Source organism: Parvibaculum sp. (genome assembly GCF_002684405.1).
GTDB lineage: Bacteria > Pseudomonadota > Alphaproteobacteria > Parvibaculales > Parvibaculaceae > Parvibaculum.
Genome location: NZ_NYVD01000045.1, coordinates 1 through 23,011 on the forward strand (window position 1 = coordinate 1; position 23,011 = coordinate 23,011).

A 23,011-nucleotide genomic window follows, 5' to 3' on the forward strand; every position below is an offset into this window, starting at 1 on the left:
ATGGTGAGCCAGATATCGGCATACCATTCCGGTTCGGCATATTCGCGGCTCTGGGTGACGCCCATCAGATAGCCGGTGGCGGCGATCACGATGAAGAGCTGATAGCCCCAGAACACGAACCAGGGTGCGATGTCGCCCGCCAGGCGCGTGCGGCAGGTGCGCTGCACGGCATAGAAGGAAGTCGCGATCAGCGCGTTACCGCCGAAGGCGAAGATCACCGCTGAAGTGTGCAGCGGACGCAGGCGCCCGAAATTGATGAAGGAGATGTCGAAGTTCAGGACCGGAAAGGCGAGCTGGAAGGCGATGACGACACCTACCAGGAAGCCTGCGATACCCCAGAACAGCGTCGCGATGACGCCTGCCTTGACGACGCCGTCATTGTAGCGACGCGCCTCGTCGGGCGAACCGTTCTCAAGCGCGTTGAAATGGCGCTGGCCGATCAGAAAGATGCCAGCGATGAAGGCGAAGGCGAAAACCCATGCATGGGTTGCCATCTGCCAGTCTGTTGCCTTTGCCGCCGTGACGACGCTCCAAAGCGCCCCCACGATCAGCGCCCCGATAACCGCGTAGGACGCGGCTGTCATGGTGCCGGGGATGTGGTCCCTCGGTTCACTCGAAACCGCCATGTGACGATCTCCTTTTAAGCTGTGCCTCAAAATCCGGGTGACCCCGGATGAATGTGCTGAATTCCCCTCTGGCGGATGAGTGGTGTTGCCTACGCCCCGCATCGCCAGCTGTACAAGTCCATAACATGATTGTGGGAAAGGCAAGAACAGACCAGCTTGCCGCGCTGCGAAATGTCGCATTCGGAGTAATACGTAGTCCTTGTGTGTCTCGAAAGGTGCGTCAGGCTGTGAGAATCGCGCGCCGGAAGCGGGCGAGCGACACGATCAAAAAGATCGCGCCGATGGCGGCCATGGCTGTCATTTGCGGCCAGACGATCGACAGATCGGCGCCTCGATAGAGAATCGCCTGAGAGAAAGCGACGAAATGCGTCGATGGCGATGCCTGCATCGCGTCCTGCAACCAGACAGGCATGCTCTCAAGCGGCGTGGATGAGCCCGACAGCAGCTGCATGAGAATGAGAATAGGCATCACAAGCAGGCCATACTGCGCCATGGAGGTGGTGAAGGTCGCGAGCAGGATGCCGAGCGCCGTGACGGAGAACTGGTAGAGAATCGCACCGGAGATAAAAAGCAGGAGAGAGCCGGATGTCTCCACACCCAGAACGCCGTGCACCATGATGACGAGCGAGAGCGTTGCCGCCAACACGATGACCATGCCGTTCGCCCAGAGTTTGGAGACCATGATCTCCATCGACGAGACGGGCATGACGAGGAGATGTTCCAGCGTGCCGTGTTCGCGTTCGCGGATGAGGGCGGCGCCTGCGAGGATCACCGACAGCATCGTGATGTTGTTGATGACTTCCATCACCGAGGTGAAAGGCACCGAATCGAGATTGGGATTGAAGAGCGCCCGGACGATCACATCAGCCTGTGCCTTCGGTATCTCGTCGGTCGAATAGAGGAAGCGCTGCACTTCCTGCTGCACGATGGACTGGATATAGGCTGCGCCATTGCCTGCCATGGACATGGCGGTCGCATCGACATTGACCTGCAATTCGGGCTGACGGCCCGCCAGCAGGTCGCGCTCGAAATTGGGCGGAATATCCAGAATGAAAATATATTTGCCCGTTTCCAGTGCGTTGCGGGACTGGGCGGTATTGATTTCCACGGATTGCTGGAAGTAGGGCGGCAGCAGCGCGGAAGCAATTCGGCGCGACAGGGTGGAGTGATCCTCGTCGATTACGGCGACGGAGGCGTTGGCGACCTCGAATTTGACGCCGCTCGCCACCTCATAGATGCCCCATGAAAAGGCATAGACGATGAGGAAGACGAGCACCGGGTCGGCGCGCAGCGAGCGCAGCTCCTTGACGCCCAGACGGAAGATGTTGAGCAGGCGTCGTTTCAGCGGGACTTTGTGAGCGCGGGCCATCACTTCTCCTGCTTGCGTAGGGCGAGACGCGCCAGAAACAGAAATCCGACGACGAAAGCCGCCAGTGCGACATGGTTCTGCCAGAGATCGGCGAAGCCGAGCCCCTTGGTGACGCTGCCGGTGCTGATCTGCTGGAACCAGGAAGAGGGAAAGAGTTTGCCGATATATCGGGAGGCCCCTTCGAGGCTCGAAACCGGTGTCAGCATGCCGGAAAAGTTGATGGCAGGCGTTACCGCGATAATGGCGGTGGCGAATAGCGCGGCGATCTGGCTCTGCACGAAGGAAGAGACGACCAGGCCGAAGGCAGTTGCCGCGGACACATAGAGAAGCCCGCCGGTGAGGAGCGCCGTCAGCGAACCGGAGACCGGCACATGAAAGAGAAAACGGCCCATGAGGAGCAGCGTGAGAAAGCTCGCAAAGGCCAGCGCGACATAAGGCAGTTGTTTGCCGAGCAGGAATTCAAGCCGTGTCACGGGTGTCGCGCGGAAATTGGCGATGGAGCCCAGTTCTTTTTCGCGCACCACACCCACGGCCGTCATGATCGCCGGGATCAGGATCATCAACAGCATGTAGCCGCCGGGCACGATCGAATAGACGCTCTTGAACGCCTGATTGTAGAGGAAGCGGGTTTCGATGGTGTAAGGCGTTGCCGTCGCCACCGCGCCGGGTGGGCGCAGCCGCTGGGCATATTGCGCAATGATGGCTTCCGCATAGCCGATCGCCGTTTCCGCCCGGAAGGGGTTGGAGCCGTTCACCAGCAGGGCGACTTCCGGCTGGCGACCGCCGATCAGGTCGCGGCCGAAATCGGAGGGGATTTCGATGGCGAGCGTGATGTCGTTGCTTTTCAGCCGCCGGTAGCGTTCGGCCGGGCCGGTGATGGCCGGCATTTGCTTGAAGTAGCGCGATCCCTCGAAGCCTTCCAGCAGGGTGCGGCTTTCCAGGCTGTGGTCCTGATCGTAGGCGGCGTAGGGAATGTCCTCCACATCGAAGGAAATGCCATAGCCGAGCGTGATGAGCAGGATGAGCGGTCCCATCAGGGCGAAGGAAAGCCTGACCGGGTCGCGTAGCAGCTCAATCGCCTCGCGGCGCGTATAGGCCCAGAGCCGCCTCGGGCTGAAATGCCGCCGGCCTGTGCGGGGGGTCGTGGCCGCAGAGGTTTCCACGGGCAGGTCATCAGGCGCATCGGAGGTCAGGGCGTTTTCGAATTCCGGTAGTTGGGCGGCTTCGCGCAGCCAGTCCACAAAGGCCTCTTCCAGCGTTTCTTCGCCGCGCTGGGCGGCAAGCGCATGAGGATCGCCGACCGCGAGCACGCGGCCCGCATGCATCAGCGAGACGCGGTCGCAGCGTTCGGCCTCGTTCATGAAATGGGTGGAGAGGAAGATCGTCACGCCGTCGCGGCGGGAGAGGTCGATCAGATATTGCCAGAACTGGTCGCGCGCGATCGGGTCCACCCCCGAAGTGGGTTCGTCGAGAATGAGGATTTCGGGATTGTGGATCACGGCGACCGCCAGCTGCAGGCGCTGGCGGATGCCGAGGGGCAGCGCTTCGGGGCGGCTGTGTTCGACATGGGCGAGGTCGAAGCTCTGCAGCATCTCGGCCACACGGGCTTCGCGTTTTTCGAGCGGAATGTGGAACAGCTCGGCGTGCAGCTCGAGGTTCTGGCGTACGGTGAGTTCGCTATAGAGCGAAAAGGATTGCGACATGTAGCCGACGCGCCGTCTCGTCGCCATGTCGCGCGCATCGAGCGGATTGCCGAAGAGCTTGGCCTCGCCTTCGCTGACCGGAAGCAGGCCCGTCAGCATTTTCATGGTGGTGGTCTTGCCGCAGCCATTGGAGCCGAGGAAGCCGAAGATCTCGCCGGGCTCGATGCGGAAGCTTACATCGTCCACCGCGACGAAATCGCCAAAACGACGCGTGAGTCCCTTCGCTTCGATGGCTGCCGTGCCGCCGTCGGAATGCCGGGGAGGGACGGTTACCGTATGGTGGTGCCGGCGCTTTTCTTCGGGCAACAGTGCGATAAAGGCTGCCTCGAGTGTCTCGTGCCCGCCGGCCCGGCGGACGTCCTCCGGTGTGCCGGTCGCGAGAATGTGTCCGTCATCCATTGCGGCCAGCCAGTCGAACCGGTCGGCTTCTTCCATATAGGCGGTGGCGACGAGCACGCTCATCTGCCGCCGCCGGGCGCGGATGCGGTCGATCAGATCCCAGAACTGGCGGCGCGAAAGCGGGTCCACGCCGGTCGTCGGTTCGTCGAGAATGAGAAGATCGGGATCGTGAATGAGCGCGCAGCACAGCCCGAGCTTCTGCTTCATACCGCCCGAAAGCGCCCCGACCGCGCGGTCTGGAAACGGCGCAAGCCCGGTCGCGGTGAGAAGCTCGTCGATGCGCTCGCGTCTTGCCTCGGCGGACAGGCCGAACAGCCGCCCGAAGAAATCGAGGTTTTCTTCCACGCTCAGCGTCGGGTAGAGGTTCTTGCCGAGGCCTTGCGGCATATAGGCGATGCGGATGTGGCAGCGGCTGCGATGGGCGCGGTTGCGCATATCGCCGTCCAGCACGCTCACCTTTCCCGACTGGATCTGTCGGACGCCCGCCAGAATGGCCAGCAGCGTCGATTTGCCGACGCCGTCCGGCCCGATGAGCCCGGCCATGCAGCCGGCGGGAATGTTGAGAGACACATCCTCCAGCGCGGCATTATCCCCGTATCGATGGGTGAGGGACTGAATCCGTGCGACGTTCGGGGCGACGGTCGGGACGACATCCTTCATGGTGCCGTTCCCCTTATCAGCCCTGATCCGATCCGGCGCCGCCCGCCGGGACGCTTTGCGCGGGCGTGCTTTCGGGAAGCGCGACCTTCAGCCGGTCGGGCCAGGCGGTCGCGGGATCGAGCTTCACATAGCCGACGCCGCGCACGCCGGTCTTCACGCGCTTTTCGAAGCGGGCGAGCAGGTCGGGGTCGATGCTGAGTTTGACCCGGAACATCAGATTGTCGCGCTCTTCCTGCGTCTCCACCGATTTCGGCGTGAATTGCGCCTCGCTGGAGACGAAGGTCACCTTGGCGGGGATGACGTAATCGGCGGCCGGATCGAGGATCAGCCGGGCCTCGCCGCCAAGCGAGAGGCGGCCTGCCTCGCGGGCGGGCAGGAAGATCGTCATATAGACGTCGGAGACATCGAGCAGCGTGACGACGGTGCCGCCCGCGGCAAGGACTTCGCCGGGTTCGGCGACACGGTACTGGACGCGGCCCGCGCGCGGCGCGACGAGGTCCATGTCATCCAGCATGTTTTGCAGCTGGTCGAACCGGGCCCTGGCGGCTTCGATGGCGGAGGCGGCTTCCGCTTCCGCGGCCTGGGAGGTGGTGAGCGCGGCCTCGGCGGAGCGGAGCCTCGCCCGGCGCTGGTCGAGCGTCTCGGTGGAAAGATGTCCTTTCCGGTTCAGGGTGACTGCGCGCTGATATTCGGCCTTGGCGAGATCGAGTTCCGCCTTGCGCTGGGCGATGGCCGCCACGGCCTGCGCCTTGGCATGTTCGGCGCGGCTGACTTCGGCTTTGGCCGCGGCCACCTGGGCCCTGGTCTGGACGGCGTCCATGGACGCGACCTTCTGGCCGGCCTCCACGAAATCGCCTTCCCGCACATAGATGTCGTCTACGCGTCCGGCATATTTCGTGGCCACATTGACCTGCTCGGCCTCGATCCGCCCGTTCGACATGGCGATCCCGTCGGGAAGGCCGTCCTGCAGGCTGGCATACCAGTAATACCCCGCAGCCGATGCGACGAGGACCGCAATCAGGGCGGCCAGGTATTTTCTGTAACGAGGATCCTGATAGATCGGCAGCTCGGACATGGGGCCTCGCGGATGTATTGAGTTGAACGGACTCACATAGAAGTAGCAGCCATTACCAGCTTTGTCGGCGCGGCACAGAGACCTGGATCAAATTCGGCGAGGAAGACGGGTCGGCGTGTCCCGAACGGACATTGTTTGAATCAACTACGGAGTACGACACCGCATTAACTAAGCGTAATGAAGTGTAACGCCCCCGTCGCCTATAGAATTGCGCAGTCTGAAGAGGAAGATCCGGCATCAATACAATTTGCCAGCAATTTTGATTGACAATGGGACTGTGCCAATCAGACGTGTCGTGATATGGAGAGCCGCCCGGTTGGGGGCCCTCTTGCAAACGAGACCCCCCGAAAGGCGATCCTTCACCTCCAGCGTCAACTGGGCGATGGAAGGACGTTTGCCGGTCCCGAGGCTGTCTGCCTCGACTGCGTCATAAAAAAACAGATGGTTACGGGCGCAGTGACGATCAAGTGGGAACGGATGTCGGGCAATCGGGTACGCGCCTTTCAGGGCACGTACCTAAAGAACAAAAAGAAGAGCGAACGCTCCAGCGGTTTGATGTGACCTTCGAGGCATCCTCTTGCAAAAGGATGCTCGTCCCAAGGGGAGGTTATTTTGCAGCGTATTGAAAACATCGTGTTTGCCCTGCGTACGGTCATTCTGATCGCGCTCGGTATCATGACGGTGGTGATGGGCTACTTCGCCCTGAACCTGCGGATGGATGCAGGCTTCACGAAGATGCTTCCGATCGATAATCCGTATATCGAGAATTTCTTCAAATATTCCGAAGGCTTCGGCGGCGGTAACCGCATCCTCGTCGTCCTGGAAAACAAGAAGGGTGACATCTTCACCCCGGAGTTTCTGGGTAAGCTGAAGGACGCCACCGACGATGTGTTCTACATCCCCGGCGTTGCTCGTCATACGGTGACCTCTCTTTGGACGCCGAACACGCGCTATATCGCGGTGACGGAGCAGGGCCTGGAAGCCGGCGACGTCATTCCGGCAAACTTCAAGCCGGACGAGGCGAGCATCCAGCGCGTGATGAAGAACGTGCTGCGGGCGAACCTGCCGGGCCGTCTGGTCTCCTCCGACTTCAAGTCGGCGATGATCCGGGCCGAGCTTCTCGATGTGAACCCCGAGACGCAGAAGCCGCTCAACTATTTCGACGTGGCGGCCAAGCTCGAAAAAGACATTCGCGACAAATATGTCGATGCGAACACCGATGTGAAAATCGTCGGCTTCGCGAAGCTCACCGGCGATATCGCGGATGGCGCGAAATCGGTGGTGTACTTCTTCATCGTCGCCTTCCTGCTCACCTGTTTCATGCTCTGGCTCTATTGCCGCTCGCTGCCGCTGACGGTGGTGACGGTGGGCGCCTCGCTGTGTTCGGTGATCTGGCAGTTCGGCTTGCTGCATATTCTCGGTTACGGCCTCGACCCGCTCGCGGTGCTGGTGCCGTTCCTGGTCTTCGCCATCGGCGTTAGCCATGGCGTGCAGCAGGTGAACATGGTGGGCGCGGAAATGGCCGCCGGCCTCGACAAGGAACAGGCCGCGCGCGCGACCTTCTCCTTCCTGCTGCGTCCGGGCTCCGTGGCGCTGCTGACGACGCTGGCCGGTTTCGCGACGCTCTACATCATTCCGATCGGCATGATCAAAGAGCTGTCGGTGACGGCCTCCATCGGTATCGGCTTCAAGATCATTTCCAACCTGATCATGCTGCCGCTGCTCGTGTCCTACATCGCGCCCGGTCCGGAATATGGCGAGAAGGTCCGCAAGGCGATGGCGACGCGTGCCCATCTCTGGCCGTATCTTGCCAGTCTTGCCCGGCCGCGCGTGGCGATGGTCTTCGTGACCATCTGCTTCGTGATCGGCATGGTCGGTCTTTACGAGTCCCGCGACAAGCAGATCGGCGACGTGCATGCCGGTGCCGGCGAGCTTTGGCCGGACAGCCGCTATAACCGCGATAGCCGCTACATCGCCGAACATTTCTCGCTTGGCCTCAACGTGCTCGGTGTGATTGCCGAAACGAAGAACCAGGTGATCTGTATCGACTACTCCAAGATGCACTATCTGGAGCGGTTCTCCTGGTACATGCGCAATGTCCCGGGCGTGCAGTCGGTGGTGTCTCTGCCCATCGTCGGCAAGCAGATCAATGCGCTGTGGCAGGAAGGCAACCAGAAATGGCAGGCGCTGCCGCGGAACCCCGCCGCGCTTGCCCAGGCGACGTCCAGTGTGGGCAGTTCTACGGGTCTGGTGAATGCCGACTGTACGACGGCGGCCATCCAGATCTTCCTGACCGATACGAAGGCGAAGACCGTGAACACGGTCGTCGGCGCGGTCGAGAAGTGGAAGGCCAATCCCGAGAATGCCCGCGACGATATGGACCTGCTCATCGGTACGGGTAACGTGCCGATCGTGGCGGCGACCAACCATGAAGTGGCGAGTTCGGAACTTCCGATGCTGCTCTATGTGTATCTGGTGGTGATGTCGCTCGTGATCCTCACCTATCGGGAATGGCGCGGCTCGCTGGTTTGCGTGCTGCCGCTGATCCTCTCGACCATCATCGGCGACTGGTTCCTGACGGCCTTCGGTATCGGCCTCAAGATCTCCACGCTGCCGGTGCTGGCCATCGCGGTGGGTATCGGCGTGGACTACGGTATTTACGAATACAACCGTATCCAGCGCTATCTGCGCATGGGGCTGACGCCTTACGAAGCCTATCTGCAGGCGCTGAACGATGTGGGTTCGGCCACCATGTTCACCGGCGGTACGCTGGCGATCGGTGTGTCCACCTGGATCTTCTCCGCGCTCAAGTTCCAGGCGGATATGGGCCTGCTGCTCACCTTCATGTTCATCGTGAACATGGTCGGTGCGGTGACCCTGCTGCCCGCCCTGGTCGCGGTGGTGGAGTATTTCTTCCCGCTGAAGCGCGAGCCGCTTTCGCCGGAAGAGGCCAGTGCCATCAAGCGCGGTCACTGACCCCGCGCTTTACATAAACGCTGAATAAGGGCGGCCCCGGAAACGGGTGCCGCCCTTTTCTTTTGCCCGTTCCGGTGTCGCCGACTCCTAAATTTGACTAATTAGTCATCTTATGACTATATAGTCATATCGAGTTTCGGGAGGAGCCTTGTGGCTGGAGAGCGTCTTGTAAAATCCGCGATGGACGGGCCGGTGGTTTCGCGCCGGCGTGAGCGCATGCGGCAGATTCTGGTCGAGGCGGCGATGCGTCTTTTCGCCCGGCAGGGCGTGGACGCCACCACCATCGACGAGATCGTCGAGACGGCGGGCGTCGCCAAAGGCACCTTCTACAATTACTTCACCGACCGATTGGAGATCGCCCGCGAGGTCGCCCGCACCATCCGCGCCGAAATCAACGGTGCGGTCGAGGAGCTCAATCAGGGGATTGAGGATCCGGCGGAGCGGATATCGCGCGGCGTCAGGCTCTATTGGGCCATGACCGTGCTCGATCCTGTGAAGGCGCAGATGCTGGCCCGCATCTATGACGGCGGCATCGATATGCATCGCGGGCTGAACCAGCATCTGCTCGGCGATATCGACGATGGCCTTGCCAAAGGCCGTATCGCGGCGGCTGACCGGGAGACTGTTCTTCATTTCGTGCTCGGTGTGGCGACCGCTGGCCTGGCGGCGCTCATCCATGGCGGCGCGCCGGAGGAGGTCGCACGCGGCGAGGGCTATGCCCGGAACATGGCGGTCATGCTGCTTCAGGGGTTCGGTCTGTCACCGGCCGAGATCGACAATGTTTTGACGCGCCCTTTCGACGTTTCCCGTCTTTCCGTTTTTCGTAAGGCGTCGTGAGCGGGCCGGATAAGGAGGAGACCATGAGCAGCATTATCAAGGCGACGGACATTGCCTATGTCCGTTTTTCCGCGCCCGATCTCGACCGGATGGAGGCGTTCCTCAAGGATTTCGGCCTGCATGTGGCCGGCCGCAGCGAGGACACGCTTTACATGCGGGCGAACGGTCCGGCACCCTTCTGCCATGTGACGCATAAGGGCGAGGCCGGCTTCGTCGGGCTCGGCTTTTATGCGGCGAACGAAGGCGACCTCAAGAAACTCGCCGAAGCCGAGGGGCTCGCCGTGGAAGCATCCGATGCGCCGGGCGGCGGTGCCCGCGTGCGGCTGACTGATCTGGACGGTTTCCCTATCGATGTGGTGGCGGGGCAGACGCCTGCCGATCCGCTGCCTCTGCCGGAACCGCTTTCCTTCAATGCCGACGACCGGTACCCGCGGCTTGGCGCGACGAAGCGCATCGCGGCGGGGCCGTCGCATGTCATGCGTCTCGGTCATGCCGTGCTCGACGTCACCGATTTCCGCGCGAGCGAGGCCTGGTACAAGGCCCGGCTCGGCTTCGTCACCTCGGACGAGATCGAACTTGCGCCCGACGCGCCGCTTGGCGCCTTCCTGCGCTGCGATGGCGGCGAGCGCTATGTCGATCACCACACGCTCTTTCTCGTCGGCACGGGCAAGCCGGGCTTCAACCATGCCGCCTGGCAGGTCGCGAATTTCGACGACCTGATGGCCGGTCACAGCCATCTGGAACAGGCGGGCGCAGCCCATGTCTGGGGCGTCGGACGGCACATCCTTGGGAGCCAGATCTTCGACTATTGGCGGGACCCGTGGGGCCACAAGGTCGAGCACTGGACCGATGGCGATCTCTTCAACAATGAAACGCCGCCCGGCAAGGCGGGGATCGATGCGCTGATGGGCGCGCAATGGGGCCCGGACGCCCCGCCCGCCATGGCCGAATAAGAGGAAACAGGGAAAAGACATGAAACTCGCAACCTTTACGCATCAGGGCAAAACGCGCATCGGCGTGGTCAAGGGCGACGCGATCGTCGATCTTTCCGCCGCCGCGCCGTCCCTGCCGACGGAGATGATCGGTTTTCTGGAAGCCGGGGATGCGGCGATGGATGCCGCGCGCAAGGCCGCCGATGGCGCCGCCACCATTCCGCTCTCGGATGTGACGCTCGAAGCGCCGGTGCTACGGCCCGGCAAGGTGCTCGCCTGCGGGCTCAACTATATGGACCATGTCAAGGAATCCGGCATGGAAGTGCCCAAGCACCAGATCTGGTTCACCAAGCAGCACAACTGCATCGCCGCGCCTTATGCGCCCATCGAACTGCCCGAGGTTTCCTCGCTGCTCGATTACGAGGCGGAGATGTGTTTCGTGATCGGCAAGCGCTGCAAGGATGTGCCGAAGGAGCGTGCGCATGAAGTGATTGCGGGCTATTTCGTGGGCGACGATGTGAGCGTGCGCGACTGGCAGCTGCGCGCAAATGCCTGGACCATGGGCAAGTCCTTCGACACGCATGGCCCCATCGGCCCGTGGATCACCACGGCGGACGAAGTGCCCGATCCGCATGCGCTCGACATCAAGTGCTGGGTGAATGGCGAGCTGCGCCAGAACTCCAACACCAAGCACCTCATCTTCAATTGCTTCGACCAGATCGTCGAACTGAGCACCGCCTTCACGCTCGATGTGGGCGACGTGATCTTCACCGGCACGTCGTCGGGCGTGGGCGGGGCGATGAAGCCGCCGCAATTCCTCAAGGAAGGCGATGCTGTGCGCGTCGAGGTGGAAGGTCTCGGCGCCATCGAGAACAAGGTCGTCGCACAGGACAGGAAAACGCTCATCGGCGGACGATGAAACGGGGGAGGGAAGAGATGGAAAAGACGGATGTTCTGATTGCAGGCCTCGGGCCCGTGGGGGCCGCGCTGGGCGTCTATCTCGCACGCTCGGGCGTGAAGGTGACGGTTGTCGAAAAGACGGATGAGGTCTATCCGATGCCGCGCGCCGCGCATCTCGATCATGAGACGATGCGCCTTCTGGACCTCGCAGGCGGTGCGGAGGCGGTCGCAGGAAACAGCCAGCCGCTTTCCTCCTATGAATTTCGTAATGCAAAGGGCGATCTGCTGCTCGGCTTCCGTCCGCGGGCTGCGCTCGCCGATACGGGTTGGCCCTATACCTCCATGTTCCATCAGCCGACGCTGGAAATCGCCTTGCGCGAGGCGCTTTCCGCCGAACCCAGTGCCTCTGTTCGCCTCGGCGTGTCGCTGGTTGGCTATACGGACGGTCCCGACGGCGTGACCGCCGAGATCGAAGGGCCGGACGGCAAAACGCAGATCGCCGCGCGCTATCTCGTCGGGTGCGATGGCGGGCAGAGCACGGTCCGGCGTCTTGCCGGTATCGGGCTCGACGATATGGGCTTCGACGAACCCTGGCTCGTCATCGACACACTGCTGAAAAACGGCACCACGCGGCTTTCCACCATCGGCCTGCAGCATTGCGATCCGGCGCGGCCGGTCACCTCCATGCCGATGGCGCCGGGGCGGCATCGCTGGGAGTTCATGCTGCTGGAGGGCGAGACGCCGGAAGAGGTGATGACGGATGAAGCGATCGACGCGATGATCGCGCCCTTTGCCGATCCGAAGAGCCTGAGCGTGGAGCGTCGGGCGGTTTATCGCTTCCACGCCGTTTTCGCCGAGCGCTGGCGTGACGGCCATGTGATCCTGGCGGGCGATGCCGCGCATCAGATGCCGCCCTTCATGGGGCAGGGGCTGTGTTCGGGCGCACGCGATGCGGCAAATCTCGGCTGGAAGCTCGCCGCCGTCATCAAGGGTGAGGCGGATCAGGCGTTGCTCGACAGTTTCCAGCCCGAACGCGAGCCGCATGTGCGTGACATCACGGAGATGGCGGTTTCCATGGGCAGGATCGTCTGTACGCAGGACGAGGCGGAGGCCGCCGCGCGCGATGCGGGCATGATGCAAAAGCCGGAAGCGGAGCGTTTCGATGCGACGCCGACCCTGCGGGGGATGGCGTCCGGCGTGATCGAGGGCGGCGGCGCGGTGGCGCCCTCACTGGTCGGCAAGGCGGGCGAGCGGCCCGACCGGGCTTTGGGCATGTCGCCTTTCCTCGTGGTGGCGAAACGCGCCGATGCACCGGCCGATAAGGGCGGTATGCAAATCGTCGCGCTGGACGAGCATGAGGGAGAGGGCGTGGAGCCTTTCTTCGCCCTGATGGGCGATGCGCCGGCCATGCTGGTCCGGCCCGACCGCTATGTGTTCGGCACGGGCGAGCCCGCCTCGCTGCTGACGGCGTGGGCGGCCTATCTCAAGACCGGGCGGGCAGGGATGCAGGCGGCGGCCTGACCGTTCATTCCTGTACGTTTCTGAGCGCGAAGGAGAGGGCGGTTCCGGCCAGCGCGGAGGCGGACAGGAAGATCAGCGCCGCCAGCGTGCTGAAGCTCAGGATCGCGCCCAGTATTGCGCCATAGACGAGCAGTGCGAACCCCATCAGCGTGTTGGCCAGCGCGGTATATTGCGCGCGGGTTTCCGAGGTCGCCATGTCCACAAGCTGTGTCTTGCGGCCGATGCGGATGCCCGCATGGGCGATGGAGAGGATGAAGAGCGCGGCCACCAGCACCAGCGGGTGCGCCAGTGCCGAATGCATGAAGATCCAGAGCATGGCGATGACGGCGGCAAGGGTGCCTGCAATGGCGGAACCGAGCCCCATGGCCATGCGGCTGGAGCGGTCGGCGAGCGAGCCCCAGATGGAGGAGCTGACCGCACCGGCAACGCCGGTTGCTGCCATCAGCAGGCCAAGGCTCGCCAGTGAGCCTCCCGTTGCCTCATGCGCGATGGAGACATAGATCGGCGCGGCGAGCGCGGAACTCAAAAGCAATATGCGCGCGGTGAGGAAGTGGCGGAACTCGCGGTTCGTGAAGAGGATGCCGCGCATTTCGTTCAGGCTGTCCATCAGGCCGACGCCGCCTTCCGTCGCGCCGGGGACTTCCTCCACACCGGCAAAGACGAGACCGCCCCCGATCCAGAACGCGCCGCCCGCTGCGATCAGCGCCAGTATGACGTCCTGACGCTCGCGCAGTTCCGGTATCAGGGCGACGGCGGCGCCCACACAGGCCGTGACGATGCCGCCGATCAGCGTGGCATAGCCGGAAACGCGGCCGCGGCGATTTTTGGAGACGGTCTTTCCGAGCGTGTCCTTGGAGGCGACGGAGGACACCCCGCGGGCAAGGCTCAGCAGGGTGAGGAGCACGATGATGCCCCAGCCCGTGGCGGTGCCGCCGAAACCGGCGAGCACGATTGCGGCCATGGCCAGCGCCGTCAGCCCTTGCGCAATGGCGCCGCCGACCCAGAACCATTTGCGGACGGCGAAATGGCGCACCACGCTGCCGACGATCAATTGCGGGAAGAGCGCCAGCGCCTCGCGGATCGGCACGAGCAGGCTCACCATGAAGGCGGGCGCGCCGATGGCGGCGAGCAGCCAGGGCAGCACGGTCTTGGGGTTTACCAGACCGTCGGAAATCTGGCTCATCGCCTGGGACAGCGTGGTACGGACGAAATTGCGGGGCTGTTCGTGGCAGGCGGCTTCGGGAATGTCGCGGCAGAGGCGCGCGGCGTCCTCGCCGATGGCGAGATCGTAGATTTGCTGCGAAAGCGTGGTGTCCTGCTTTGCCATTTCGCGGAAGGGCCCTTTCTCGTGATTGGACGAGAGAATAGGCCCTCCCCGCGTTCAGGCAAGTATGGCCGTCAGGCCGCTTTCTTCTTCATCGAATAGCGGATGGGCAGGCGTTTCAGCCCGCTCACGAAGGAGGCCTGCACCCAGGCGGGGTCGCCGGCCAGTTCGATATGGTCGAGCCGGCTCAGCAGTTCCTTGTAGAGCGAACGAATTTCCATCTTGGCCAGATGCTGGCCGAGGCAGAGATGCGCGCCATAGCCGAAAGCGACATGCTTGTTGGGCGAGCGGTCGATGCGGAAGGTGAAGGGGTCCTCGAACACGTCCTCGTCGCGATTGGCCGACCAGTAGCACATCATCATGTTCTCGCCCGGCTTGATCTTCTGCCCACGGAGTTCGTATTCCGCGTTCGGCGTGCGGAAGAAGTGCTTCACGGGCGTCGACCAGCGGATGAATTCGTCCACGGCCCTGGGCAGCATCTCCTCGGGGTTGGCGCGGAGCTTTGCAAGTTCGCCGGGGTTTTCCAACAGCGCATGGAGCCCGCCCGCGGTGGAGGAGCTTGTCGTGTCGTGACCCGCCGTGGCGACGATGACGTAATAGGACATCGCTTCCAGATGGCCGATGGTTTCGCCGTCGATGGTCGCATTGGCGATGACGGTCGCCACATCGTCGCGCGGGTTCTTGCGGCGGTCTTCGGTGATGGCGGTGAAGTAATTGAAGAAGTCGGCGACCGTGTTGTTGAAGTCGGTGTTCTCGTCGCGCTTCATGTCCGGGTCGGTGGAACCGAAAAGTTCCTGCGTCAGCTTCAGCATGAAGGCTTCGTCTTCGGCGGGTACGCCCAGCACCGTCATGATGACGCGCAAGGGATACCAGACCGCGACTTCCGACACGAAGTCGCATTCGCCGCCGAGGGCCTCCATCCGATCCACATACATGCGGGCGAGATCGCCGATATCGCTTTCGAGCTTTTTAAGGTTCGGCGGCATGAACCATGCCTGTGTGAGCCCGCGATAGTTGCGATGGTCGGGATTGTCCATATCCACCAGCGAGCGGACGATGTGATGGTCGCCGCCGGTATAATCGAGCACCGCCTGCTCGGTCTCGATGGTCTGGAGCGTCAGGCGCGGATCGTTCAGGAAGATGTCGTTCTGGCGTTCCACTTCCATGATGTCGGCGTGTTTCGACACCACCCAGAAGGGCCGGTATCCCTCCGGTTCCACCCAGCGCACGGGATCGTTCTTCCTGAGCCAGGTAAAGAGCTCGTGATAGCGGTCCGGATGGGCATAGGTCTTCGGATCGGCAACGGCATTGTCGATCGTTTTGCGATCTGCATTTTCGAACATGGCTGGGGTTTCCTCGGCTTCAGCGTGCCGCAATCGGGACCGGAGCGTGCCGCAATCGGGACCGGAGCGTGCCGCAATCGGGACCGGGGTTTTTGTTTCGGTTCGTATTCCGGATGGGCGCGGCGGTTACGTTGCGTCAATTCCCTGCGGCGCGTTTTTCAGTGCCGGGAAGGACGATAGGCCAGCCATGCGGGGCTGGACAAGAGCGATTCCATGTACAAGATGGCGCGGAAAAGAATGGCATAGTGCCTGTAAAAACAGACGAAACAGGCGGTGTGGCGCGGGCCTTTGCCGGTGTCACCAAGCACTCGAAGGAGATGAGGAAATGGCTGAAGCATATATCGTAGCAGCCGCGCGCACGGCCGGTGGCCGCAAGGGCGGTCGTCTCAAGGACTGGCATCCGGCCGATCTCGGCGGCGCGGTGATCGATGCGCTCGTGGAGCGGTCCGGTGTCGATGGCGGCGAAGTGGAAGACGTGATCTTCGGCTGTGTGGGCCAGGTCGGCGAACAGGCGATCAACATCGCGCGCAACGCGGTGCTCGCCTCCAAGCTGCCGGAACATGTGCCGGCGACCTCGGTGGACCGCCAGTGCGGGTCGTCGCAGCAGGCGCTTCACTTCGCGGCGCAGGCCGTGATGTCGGGCGCGATGGACATGGTGCTCGCGGGCGGCGTCGAAAGCATGACGCGTGTGCCGATGGGTCTTTCCGCCGCGCTTCCGGCCAAGAACGGCTTCGGCAATTACATGAGCCCGAAGATCGTCGAGAAATACCCGAACGTGCAGTTCTCGCAGTTCGCGGGCGCTGAGATGATCGCGAAGAAATACGGCCTGTCCAAGGAGCAGCTCGACGAGTTCTCCTTCCGGAGCCACCAGAAGGCCATCAAGGCGACGCAGGCCGGTGCCTTCGACGAGGAAGTCGTGCCGGTGGAAGTGACGCTGGAAGACGGCTCCAAGGAAATGCACAAGGTGGATGAAGGCATCCGCTTCGATGCCAGCCTTGAAGGCATTCAGGGTGTGAAGCTTCTGGTCGAGGGCGGCGCGCTGACCGCTGCCTCCTCCTCGCAGATCTGCGACGGCGCCTCGGGCGTGCTGGTCGTCAGCGAGGAAGCGCTGAAGCGCCACAACCTGACGCCGCTGGCGCGTGTCCATCACATGCATGTGACGGGCGGCGATCCGGTCGTCATGCTCGAAACGCCGATCCCGGCCACCGAGCAGGAGCTGAAGCGCGCGGGCATGAAGATCGACGACATCGACATCTTCGAAGTCAACGAAGCCTTCGCCTCCGTGCCGATGGCCTGGCTGCAGAAGACGGGCGCCGATCCGGAGCGTCTCAACGTCAATGGCGGTGCCATCGCGCTCGGCCATCCGCTGGGCGGGTCGGGCACCAAGCTCATGTCGACGCTGATCTATGCGCTGAAGAACAACAACAAGCGCTACGGCCTGCAGACCATGTGCGAAGGCGGCGGGCTTGCCAATGTGACGATCGTCGAACGCCTCTGATCGCGTTTGCTGTCATCTGAAAGTCGAAGGGCGGAGCAGCCGGGCTGCTCCGCCCTTTTTGTTCGCGCCGCCGTGGAGGGGACACGGTGGGGGAGAGGTGCGAACAAAATTCCTCGCGGCGTCAGTGGCCGCCGCCATCCCCGCCGCCGCTGCTGCCGCTGCCACTGCCACCGATGATTTCGGGCTTCTTCAGGATCGGCATGGTCAGAAGCATGGCGGCAAAGCAGATCGTCAGGACGAAGAAGCAGTCGGCGAAGGCCATCACGGTCGCGTCGCGCGTCATCAGCCCGTAGAGCTCTTTCACGGTCGCAAGCGGGGCGTCGATGCCCGGCGTCTGGCCGATATGGGCCTGAAGCCCGGCCAGCGCCTGATCGGTCGCGGCGCGTCCATGCACGAAGAAGTCGCGCAGCCGGTCCTTGTGAAGGTCGATGCGGTTGATCAGCACCGTGTTGATGACGGCAAGGCCGAGCGCGCCGCCGAGATTGCGCATCAGATTGTAGAGGCCGCTCGCATTCTTGAGCTGTTCGGGCGAGAGCGTGCCGAGCGCCAGCGTATTCACCGGCACGATGCAGAACATGAGGCCGATCCCGCGAATGACCTGCGGCCAGAAGAGCTGGTCGAAGCCCCATTCCCAGGTGATGCCGAGCATCTGGTAGTTGGAAATGGCGAGCATGCCGAAGCCGATGGAAATCAGCACGCGGATATCGACCTTCTGACTCAGAATGCCGGCGAGCGGCGCGGACAAGAACTGGCAGATGCCGGTCACGAACATGATCTGACCGATCTGGCTGGCGCTCAGGCCCCGCACTTCCGACAGGAAGAGCGGATAGAGATAGGTCAGGCCGTAAAGACCGACGCCGAGGAAGAGGCTCAGCAGCGAACCGATCGCGAAATTCGCATTGCGATAGGCCTTGAGGTCGACGATCGGGTCGTCTCTCGTCAGCACATGGGCGATGAAATAGGCGCCGGAGATGACGCAGACGACGCTGAACCACCAGATGGTGTTGTCATTGAGCCAGTCGTTGCGGGGGCCTTCCTCCAGCACATATTCGAGCGAGCCGAGAAAGAGCGCCATCAGGCCGATGCCGGCCAGGTCGATCTTGTTCAGGAGCGAGAAATCGGGCTTGTCGAGATCGACGAGGAACCATACCGCCGTGGCGACGACGATGCCGGGAATGACATTGATGAGGAACAGCCAGTGCCATGACAGCGCATCGGTGATGTAGCCGCCCAGCGTCGGGCCGATGGTGGGCGCGAGCGTCACGACAAGGCCGATCATCACCGAGACATTGGCGCGCTTTTCCGGCGGGAAGACACTGCCATAGGCGGCGGAGAAGACCGACGGGATCATGGCGCCGCCGATAAAGCCCTGCAGCGCGCGATAGACGATCATCGTCTCGATATTGGTCGCGGTGGCGCAGAGCAGGCTCATGAATGTGAAGCCGCCCGCGGAGATCACGAAGATGTAGCGCGTGGACAGGAGCCGGGACAGCCAGCCCGACATCGGGATCATCACCACTTCGGCGATCAGATAGGAAGTCTGGACCCAGCTGATTTCTTCGGTGCTGGCGGAAAGTCCGGCCTGAATGTCGCCGATGGAGCTTGCGACGATCTGGATGTCCAGGATCGCCATGAACATGCCGACGACCATGAACATGAAGCCTGCCACGCGCCGGGCGGAAAACTCGCCGGCGCCGCCGTCATCGGTTGTGTCGAGACTTGTCATGTCGCGTTCCCCTCAGCATCGCCTAGCGGGATTCCGCCAGCGCGCGATGCTTTTCGGGCGCGGTGCCGAAAACGCCATTTGCGTTGGCGGGGGCGTTGCCGGTTGCACTGGCGGCTTGGCTGCCGTCGCCGGTCCGCGTGTCCACGGTGACGGTGACAGACAGGCCGGGCCGCAGATATCCGGCAAGCTTGTTCGCGTCGGGCAGTGCGATGCGCACAGGCACGCGCTGCACGATCTTGGTGAAATTGCCGGTCGCGTTCTCGGCGGGCAGCAGGCTGAAGACCTGACCGCTGGCGGGCGAGAAGCTTTCGACGGTGCCCTTGATCTCGGTATCCGGCCAGGCATCGGCGACGATGGTCGCGGTCTGTCCGACCTTCATGTTCTCGATCTGGGTTTCCTTGAAATTCGCATCGACATAGACATGCGGCAGCGCCACGAGGGAGGCGAGCTGGTTGCCGGGCTGCACGAGCTGGCCGACATCCATGTGGCGGTTGCCGATCACGCCGTCCACCGGCGCGCGGATGACGGTATAGGCGAGGTTCCGGTTTACCTGGTCGAGATCGGCCTGAACCTGCTTCAGCCGTGCTTCCTGCTGGACTTTCTGTGCCTTCAACACGGCAATCTGCGTGGTGGCGGCGTGGAGCTTTGCCTTTGCGGCGGCGAGTGCGGCATTGGCGGATTTCATGTCGGCGTTGGCGGAATCGAGCTTCTGGCGGCTGGCGAAGTCCTGCCGGGCGAGCTTTTCGTAGCGCCGGTAATCGGTCCGGGCGCGCAGCGCCTGTGCGTCGGCGGAGGCGACATTGGCCTTCGCGCTTTCCGCATCGGCCTTGGCGGCCTCGACCTGTTCGGCAATGGTGGCGATGGCCGATTTCTGGGTTTCAAGCTGGGCTTCGGCCTCGGCCTTGGCGATTTCGAAATCGCGCGGCTCGATGGTGGCCAGCACATCGCCCTTGTGGACATAGGCGTTGTCGGTCACGTCCACCGAGGCGAGATAGCCGGAGACTTTGGGCGAGATCACCGAGATATCCGCATGCACATAGGCATTATCGGTGCTCTCGTAGTAGCGGAAGCTGGTGAACCAGAGGATGGTGTAGACAATGGCGGCAAGGGCGAACAGGCCGCCAAGCCCGGCGAAGATGCGCTGGCGCGTACTCATGGGGGACCTCAAAATCGAACCGGTCGGTCAACGGACTTGAAATATGCATCGACATTGGTCATTTTCAATAGAGAAAATGACTGAACGGTTCGGTCAATAGCGTTTTGGAAGGAAAAATGCCGGATTTGGACGCCAGTGAGGACGTTATGGAGAGCGATGGCGCGCAAGCCGCCGAGGTGGAATCGGCCAAGCGCACCCAGATTCTCGCGGGCGCGCGGCGGGCCTTCCTCGCCAATGGCTATGAGGGCACCAGCATGTCTCTCATCGCGCGCGAGGCGGGCGTCTCCAAGGGCACGCTTTACGTCTATTTTTCCAACAAGGAAGCGCTTTTCGCTGCCGTGACGGAGCGCCAGTGCCATACCCAGGGCGGGACCGCCTTCGAGGTGCTGAACGGGGATGGGCCGGCTGCCGAGATCCTGCCCGCCTTCGGCCGCCATTTCGTGGACTTCATCCTGAGCGAGGCGGCCTGTGCGCTCCGGCGGCTGATTACGGCGGAATCGGGCAAGTTTCCCGAGCTTGGCCATGTCTTTTATGAAAACGGCCCCCGGCGCATGAAAGCGCAGCTTGCCGGCTATCTGAAGCGGCGGGTGGAGGCCGGGGAGCTCGATATTGCCGACACCGAGCTGGCCGCGACGCAGTTCATCATGCTGTGCAAGGGCGAATTCGACATGCTGCGCCAGATCAGCGTGATCGACACGGCAACTCCGCAGCGCATCGGCTATACGGTGGATGCCGCCGTGCGGCTTTTCCTTGACGGATACCGCGCGGAGGGGTGAATTCCCCCCGTCTACGAATTGCGTAGAGAAAGACCACAAAAGGACTGCGCTCATCTGATGAAGATGAAGGAACTCGAGAAGGAGACGGGCGTCGGCCGGGAGACGATCCGCTTTTACATCCGCGAAGGCCTGCTGCACGAGCCCGACCGCCCCAAGCGGAATGTTGCGCGCTACGATCAGGGGCATGTCGAGCGGCTGAAGCTGATCCGCCGCCTGCAGACCGAGCGCTTCCTCCCCCTCAGCGTCATCAAGACCATCGTCAGCGCACAGGATGCGCGGCCCCAGCGCGGGATCGAGCAGCTGATCGGGCTGGAAAACCTGCTTGGGCCGCTGGTCGCCGATCCGCGCAATCTGGAGCCGCGGCGTTTCACGGAGGTGCGCGACAGTTCGGGCCTCAGCGAGGAGGAACTGCGCCGCCTCGTCGAGGTCGGCTTTCTGCAGGTGGACGAATATGACGGCGAAGAATGGCTCAACAGCCGCAATGCGCGGCTGGTGGAGCTTGTTGCGCAAGGCCGCCGGGAAGGGTTCACGCCGGAAGTCGGCTATGAAGTCGACACCTATGGCATCTATGCGGAGCTGACCGACGTGCTGGCGCGCCGGGCGGTCGTCACTTTCTATGAGAGTGTGGGCGACAGGCTCGACCAGGAAGAGGCGGCACAGCTCGCCGCGCGGGGCATTCGCCTGCTCGACGAAATCATGCCGCTGCTGCGGATCGAGAAGATCGTGCGCGAGATCAAGCGTCTCAGCGACGAGGGCAAACTGCCCGAGGGCTATTCGCCCGACCGCTAGGTGGCTTATCCAGCCGGCCCAGTCCGTGCCGGCTCACGCCCCGAGGCTCAGTCGTCGAGCAGCAGCACGTCTTCCTTGCGCCAGTAGAGCCAGTATTCCTCGCCCGGCGAGAAGGTGAATTCCTCGATGTCGCGGCTGATATTGCCGATATCGGCGAGCAGGCGCTTGCCGTCGCCGATCTCGAAGAAGATGTTGGAATAGCTGCCGTAATAGGCGACTTCGCCGACCTTGCCCTTGATGACGACGGTGTCTTCGGGATTGCGGATTTCTTCGGGCTTGTCGGCCACGAAAATCTTTTCGGGCCGGATCGCCATGGTGAGGTCGCCCTGCACGTCGCCGGCAATTTCGAATTCGTCCAGCGGCGCGGCGTGGACCTTCACGCGGCCTTCGCCGGCCGGCGTCACTTTCGCGTCCAGCATGTTGATCGTGCCGATGAAGTCGGCGACGAATTTGTTGTGCGGGTTTTCGTAAAGCTCCTGCGGCGAGGCGATCTGGCGCACCAGGCCATCGCTCATCACGGCGATACGGTCGGCCATGGACAGCGCCTCGGACTGATCGTGCGTCACCACGACGAAGGTGATGCCGACGGTCTTCTGCAGGCGGACAAGTTCGAGCTGCATGGCTTCGCGCAGCTTGGCGTCCAGCGCGGAAAGCGGTTCGTCGAGCAGCAGCACGGAAGGCTGTTTTACCAGTGCGCGGGCAAGCGCGACACGCTGGCGCTGGCCGCCCGACAGCTCGTCGGGCTTGCGCTTGCCGTAACCGCCGAGCTTGACGAGATCGAGCGCATCGGAGACGCGGGTCCTGATTTCGCCCGACGGGCGGCCGTCCATCTTGAGCCCGTAGCCGACATTCTGCTCGACGGTCATGTGCGGGAAAACCGCATAGGACTGGAACACCATGTTCACCGGGCGCTTGTTCGGGGCGACATCCGCCATGTTCTGGCCGTCGATGAGAACCTCGCCATGGCTGGGCGTTTCGAAACCGGCCAGCATGCGCAAAAGCGTGGTCTTGCCGCAGCCCGACGGGCCCAGAAGGGCGAAGAATTCGCCCCGCTCGATGGTGATGTTGGCATCGTCCACCGCCTTCACCCCGCCGGGGAAGACCTTGGACACGCTATTGATTTCGATGATCGGTTGCCGGTCCGCCTGGTCGTCAGGCGAGGAAAGTGTCGTTGCGGCTTCAGACATGCACATGCTCGAAATGTTGTGCCCGGCAGGCTCGCGATGACCCTGCGGGGCAGGCTTCTATCATGATCGGGTGAGAGGTCGATTGAGAGATAACGGCGCCCGCCCGGTAATCGTCGATATCGAGCCTAGCACCGGAAGCGGGGGGACGGGCAAGCGGAATGCGGCAGTGCGGTATAACGGGGGCCGGCGATCGCGCTCAAAAATGGCGCCTCAT

17 protein-coding genes are annotated in these 23,011 nt (G+C 62.7%); 8 read left to right on the top strand and 9 right to left on the bottom strand.

Annotated features, from left to right (window positions below):
• The 4 genes from CMI59_RS03930 to CMI59_RS03945 form a co-directional block, all read right to left on the bottom strand.
• The coding region (locus tag CMI59_RS03930; protein ID WP_293325105.1) for a cbb3-type cytochrome c oxidase subunit I at window positions 1–584 on the bottom strand (584 nt) is incomplete at its 3' end.
• Between the two features lie 262 nt (window positions 585–846).
• Window positions 847–1,995, bottom strand: a complete 1,149-nt coding sequence (locus CMI59_RS03935) for an ABC transporter permease (protein WP_293325037.1) — start codon at window positions 1,993–1,995, stop codon at window positions 847–849.
• Entirely contained in the window at window positions 1,995–4,757 is a 2,763-nt protein-coding gene (gene rbbA / locus CMI59_RS03940; protein WP_293325040.1) for a ribosome-associated ATPase/putative transporter RbbA, read from the bottom strand. The genes CMI59_RS03935 and rbbA overlap by 1 nt, the downstream gene beginning before the upstream one ends.
• Before the next feature lie 16 nt (window positions 4,758–4,773).
• On the bottom strand, window positions 4,774–5,832 hold the full coding sequence (locus CMI59_RS03945; RefSeq protein WP_293325043.1) for an HlyD family efflux transporter periplasmic adaptor subunit: 1,059 nt from the start codon (window positions 5,830–5,832) through the stop codon (window positions 4,774–4,776).
• Between the two features lie 612 nt (window positions 5,833–6,444).
• Here CMI59_RS03945 and CMI59_RS03950 point away from each other — a divergent pair.
• The 5 genes from CMI59_RS03950 (at window position 6,445) to CMI59_RS03970 (ending at window position 12,998) form a co-directional block, all read left to right on the top strand.
• Window positions 6,445–8,808: an efflux RND transporter permease subunit gene (locus CMI59_RS03950; RefSeq protein WP_293325047.1), complete on the top strand. Its 2,364-nt coding sequence runs from the start codon at window positions 6,445–6,447 to the stop codon at window positions 8,806–8,808.
• A gap of 150 nt (window positions 8,809–8,958) precedes the next feature.
• A complete protein-coding gene (locus CMI59_RS03955; RefSeq protein WP_293325050.1) occupies window positions 8,959–9,645 on the top strand; it encodes a TetR/AcrR family transcriptional regulator in 687 nt (228 codons plus the stop codon).
• Window positions 9,646–9,668: 23 nt separating this feature from the next.
• Window positions 9,669–10,598 (top strand): VOC family protein, encoded by a 930-nt coding sequence (locus CMI59_RS03960; protein WP_293325053.1) that lies wholly within the window; start codon window positions 9,669–9,671, stop codon window positions 10,596–10,598.
• Between the two features lie 19 nt (window positions 10,599–10,617).
• Window positions 10,618–11,496, top strand: coding sequence for a fumarylacetoacetate hydrolase family protein (locus CMI59_RS03965; protein ID WP_293325056.1), 879 nt, complete (start codon window positions 10,618–10,620; stop codon window positions 11,494–11,496).
• A gap of 17 nt (window positions 11,497–11,513) precedes the next feature.
• Entirely contained in the window at window positions 11,514–12,998 is a 1,485-nt protein-coding gene (locus CMI59_RS03970) for a bifunctional 3-(3-hydroxy-phenyl)propionate/3-hydroxycinnamic acid hydroxylase (protein WP_293325059.1), read from the top strand.
• A gap of 4 nt (window positions 12,999–13,002) precedes the next feature.
• On the opposite strand, the gene CMI59_RS03975 is transcribed toward CMI59_RS03970, so the two are convergent.
• Both CMI59_RS03975 and CMI59_RS03980 read right to left on the bottom strand, forming a co-directional pair.
• Window positions 13,003–14,325 (bottom strand): MFS transporter, encoded by a 1,323-nt coding sequence (locus tag CMI59_RS03975; RefSeq protein ID WP_293325061.1) that lies wholly within the window; start codon window positions 14,323–14,325, stop codon window positions 13,003–13,005.
• 71 nt (window positions 14,326–14,396) lie between these two features.
• On the bottom strand, window positions 14,397–15,665 hold the full coding sequence (locus CMI59_RS03980) for a cytochrome P450 (protein WP_293325063.1): 1,269 nt from the start codon (window positions 15,663–15,665) through the stop codon (window positions 14,397–14,399).
• Between the two features lie 325 nt (window positions 15,666–15,990).
• On the opposite strand from CMI59_RS03980, the gene CMI59_RS03985 reads away from it, so the two are divergent.
• Complete coding sequence (locus CMI59_RS03985) at window positions 15,991–17,163, top strand: acetyl-CoA C-acetyltransferase (protein WP_293325066.1); 1,173 nt, start codon at window positions 15,991–15,993, stop codon at window positions 17,161–17,163.
• A 121-nt stretch (window positions 17,164–17,284) separates the two neighbouring features.
• Here CMI59_RS03985 and CMI59_RS03990 read toward each other — a convergent pair whose 3' ends face one another.
• Window positions 17,285–18,889 (bottom strand): DHA2 family efflux MFS transporter permease subunit, encoded by a 1,605-nt coding sequence (locus tag CMI59_RS03990; RefSeq protein ID WP_293325069.1) that lies wholly within the window; start codon window positions 18,887–18,889, stop codon window positions 17,285–17,287.
• 22 nt (window positions 18,890–18,911) lie between these two features.
• Window positions 18,912–20,045 (bottom strand): HlyD family secretion protein, encoded by a 1,134-nt coding sequence (locus tag CMI59_RS03995; protein WP_293325072.1) that lies wholly within the window; start codon window positions 20,043–20,045, stop codon window positions 18,912–18,914.
• Window positions 20,046–20,161: 116 nt separating this feature from the next.
• Between CMI59_RS03995 and CMI59_RS04000 the strand changes: the two genes are divergently transcribed.
• Complete coding sequence (locus CMI59_RS04000; protein WP_293325075.1) at window positions 20,162–20,821, top strand: TetR/AcrR family transcriptional regulator; 660 nt, start codon at window positions 20,162–20,164, stop codon at window positions 20,819–20,821.
• 57 nt (window positions 20,822–20,878) lie between these two features.
• Entirely contained in the window at window positions 20,879–21,610 is a 732-nt protein-coding gene (locus tag CMI59_RS04005) for a MerR family transcriptional regulator (RefSeq protein WP_293325078.1), read from the top strand.
• 47 nt (window positions 21,611–21,657) lie between these two features.
• Here the strand turns inward: CMI59_RS04005 and CMI59_RS04010 are convergent, their stop codons facing one another.
• A complete protein-coding gene (locus tag CMI59_RS04010) occupies window positions 21,658–22,797 on the bottom strand; it encodes an ABC transporter ATP-binding protein (protein WP_293325081.1) in 1,140 nt (379 codons plus the stop codon).
• Window positions 22,798–23,011 lie beyond the last annotated feature (214 nt).